Source organism: Bacillus sp. FJAT-42315, from assembly GCF_002797375.1.
Classification (GTDB): Bacteria; Bacillota; Bacilli; order Bacillales; family Domibacillaceae; genus Bacillus_CE.
Window position 1 is genome coordinate 2,915,938 of the sequence record NZ_KZ454941.1, and the last position, 2,865, is coordinate 2,918,802.

At 39.1% G+C, this 2,865-nt stretch carries 3 protein-coding genes and 1 other annotated feature (1 of these 4 only partly in view); of the genes, 1 reads left to right on the top strand and 2 read right to left on the bottom strand.

Features of this window, described 5'->3' with window-relative positions; translation table 11 throughout:
* Positions 1-587 (bottom strand) — a sequence feature (most likely nonfunctional fraction of RNA operon) (it extends 325 nt beyond the left edge of the window).
* 316 nt (positions 588-903) lie between these two features.
* Positions 904-1,773 carry a nucleotidyltransferase-like protein gene (locus tag CEF22_RS14420; protein ID WP_095478966.1) on the bottom strand — a complete coding sequence of 290 codons (870 nt, stop codon included), beginning with the start codon at positions 1,771-1,773 and terminating at the stop codon, positions 904-906.
* A gap of 156 nt (positions 1,774-1,929) precedes the next feature.
* Here CEF22_RS14420 and CEF22_RS14425 point away from each other — a divergent pair, with 156 nt between their 5' ends.
* Positions 1,930-2,277, top strand: coding sequence for a YgzB family protein (locus tag CEF22_RS14425; RefSeq protein WP_100403397.1), 348 nt, complete (start codon positions 1,930-1,932; stop codon positions 2,275-2,277).
* A 31-nt stretch (positions 2,278-2,308) separates the two neighbouring features.
* On the opposite strand, the gene perR is transcribed toward CEF22_RS14425, so the two are convergent.
* Complete coding sequence (gene perR / locus CEF22_RS14430) at positions 2,309-2,761, bottom strand: peroxide-responsive transcriptional repressor PerR (protein ID WP_100403398.1); 453 nt, start codon at positions 2,759-2,761, stop codon at positions 2,309-2,311.
* Positions 2,762-2,865 lie beyond the last annotated feature (104 nt).

The window sequence follows — 2,865 nt, forward strand, 5'->3', positions numbered from 1 at the left end:
CGCCTGCGCGCGCTTTACGCCCAATAATTCCGGACAACGCTTGCCACCTACGTATTACCGCGGCTGCTGGCACGTAGTTAGCCGTGGCTTTCTGGTTAGGTACCGTCAAGGTACCGGCAGTTACTCCGATACTTGTTCTTCCCTAACAACAGAGCTTTACGATCCGAAAACCTTCTTCACTCACGCGGCGTTGCTCCGTCAGACTTTCGTCCATTGCGGAAGATTCCCTACTGCTGCCTCCCGTAGGAGTCTGGGCCGTGTCTCAGTCCCAGTGTGGCCGATCACCCTCTCAGGTCGGCTACGCATCGTTGCCTTGGTGAGCCGTTACCTCACCAACTAGCTAATGCGCCGCGGGTCCATCTGTAAGTGATAGCCGAAACCACCTTTCAATCCTTCTCCATGCGGAGAAAGAAGTTATCCGGTATTAGCCCCGGTTTCCCGGAGTTATCCCAGTCTTACAGGCAGGTTACCCACGTGTTACTCACCCGTCCGCCGCTAACTTGATAGAAGCAAGCTCCTATCAAGTCCGCTCGACTTGCATGTATTAGGCACGCCGCCAGCGTTCGTCCTGAGCCAGGATCAAACTCTCCGATAAAGTGTTTGCATTGCACATGGATGTGCAGGCATCTGCGTTGTCACAGGACGTGACGAACTTAGCAGATGTTCCTTAACTCACAATTTGTTTCACTTAGACAAGTTAAGTTTTTTAGAATTAACGTTGACGTTTATTTTGTTCAGTTTTCAAAGATCAATTTCGCTTGAATAGCGACTTTACTATCATATCAAGTTTTCAACTTGATGTCAATAATTTTTTATTTCTTTGCGTCGCAACCGATTGCTATCAGTGGCGACGCATATTAATATAACAAAAATAAAAACCCTCGTCAATACTTTTTCAAAAAATTATTTATCTATAACTTGGTAGTACCGATGATAAATCCCTTGACCTTTTGTTTCAACGGAAAGTTCCTGCACAAATGATTTCTCTATTAAATATTCAAGTAGGATGACTAAGTCTACAGCATAGTATTGAACCTCTGGATGGTCTAAAAGCTCTTGAATCGTCCACGACTCTTTTTCCTTAATGACTGATAATAAATGTGCCGCTCCACTTTCCGCCCGAGAATAGATTAAAAACTCACTCGCTAAAAATAGTAACTCTAACCGTTTTTGCAAATTTTCATCGCTCGTTAATAACTCTTCATAAAGCTTATAAATTTCTGGCTCTATTTGCTTTATTTGTTGCCAGACGGTTACTTCTGGATAAAAGCCATTTTCAATAACAGCTAAGCGTGCTAGATGATGCAATGAATGCATGACGTGATTATAAGCATCTAAATAATGCCCATTCGTAAAGAACGCTTTTCCGTCTGTATATCTTCTGATCAACCTTGAGAATTCAATAGACATTTTTATTTGCCGTCCATAAAACGGAAACTCTCGCATTTCTTTTTTCAATTCATGCACAAAGTCATTTCGGTCAAATAAAGTTTTCCCATGATACAACCACTCGATCACCTTACGTTTGTTTCCTAAAAGAAGCCATTCATTTAACTTTGCTTCAGTGATGATAAATAATGCAGCTTTTTTCTCACTATATAAATAGTGCTTAATGAAAACAGACTCTTCTGCTTCTTTAACAATGACTAATAAAACGGCATCAAAGTTTTCGGTAAAAATACTAGCCTTTTCTCTTTTCTCAACAGCAATAACGCCAAGAGTATTTTGTTGGCTTGTTCGTTCTTGATAAAGCGGACGAAGGATGTCCTCCATACTAATTCCTCCAAACCAAAGTTTGTTCTGTCTCCATAATTTCGACAAAAAAATAAAAAACTCCTTCAATAAATTTTGAGCCTATTGAACGAGCTTTTCAACTATTCCAAAAGATAGATATTATGTTATAGTCTATTGTTAGGAGGTTTAATTATAATGGCAAAAAATTATTCAAGCAAAATTAATCGAATTCGCACATTTGCTCTTAGTTTGATTTTCATTGGATTTATTATAATGTATGTAGGAATTTTCTTTAGACAGTCTCCATTGATCATGACGATATTTATGTTGCTCGGTCTATTATGTATTATCGCTAGTACAGTCGTCTATTTCTGGATCGGAATGCTGTCTACAAAAGCAGTACAAGTCATGTGTCCAAGTTGCGGAAAGCCAACGAAAGTGCTCGGTCGAGTCGATATGTGCATGTATTGTAAAGAACCACTAACACTAGATCAAAGCCTTGAAGGTAAAGAGTTTGATGAAAAATATAATCAAAAAAAATAAAGGAATTGTTCGTTATACGAACAATTCTTTTTTAATGAATGTCTGTTTTTTTCGTACATTCCGGACAAGTTCCGTATACTTCCATTCGATGATGGCTAACTTTAAATCCGGTGACATGCGATGCCAGTTGTTCTACTTCATCTAAGCCCGGATAGTGGAAATCAACAATCTTTCCGCAGTCTTCACAGATGGCGTGATAATGATCTGTCGTTATAAAATCAAAACGGCTCGATGCATCACCGTAAGTCAGTTCCTTTACTAAGCCAACTTCACGAAATACTCGTAAATTATTGTACACTGTAGCAACGCTCATGTTAGGGAACCTTCCTTCAAGCGCTTTATAAATATCATCTGCAGTCGGGTGAGTCATAGATTGAGTTAAATATTCAAGTATCGCATGACGTTGAGGCGTAATTCGAACCCCAGTTTCCTTTAACGTATCCAATGCTTCTTTTAAATGATCATGTTCATGGGACACTGTCATGCACCTCATTTCTTTCTAAAAGGTATTATTATATTATAATCTTTATAAATAGTGTACTAATTTCCTGCATCATTTGTCAATATAGAAAACGATTATCAATCGCT

Excerpts from the sequence above, each read along its gene's own strand:
- CEF22_RS14420 (WP_095478966.1), bottom strand. The coding sequence starts at position 1,773 with ATGGAGGACATCCTTCGTCCGCTTTATCAAGAACGAACAAGCCAACAA.
- CEF22_RS14425 (WP_100403397.1), top strand. The coding sequence starts at position 1,930 with ATGGCAAAAAATTATTCAAGCAAAATTAATCGAATTCGCACATTTGCT.
- perR (WP_100403398.1), bottom strand. The coding sequence starts at position 2,761 with ATGACAGTGTCCCATGAACATGATCATTTAAAAGAAGCATTGGATACG.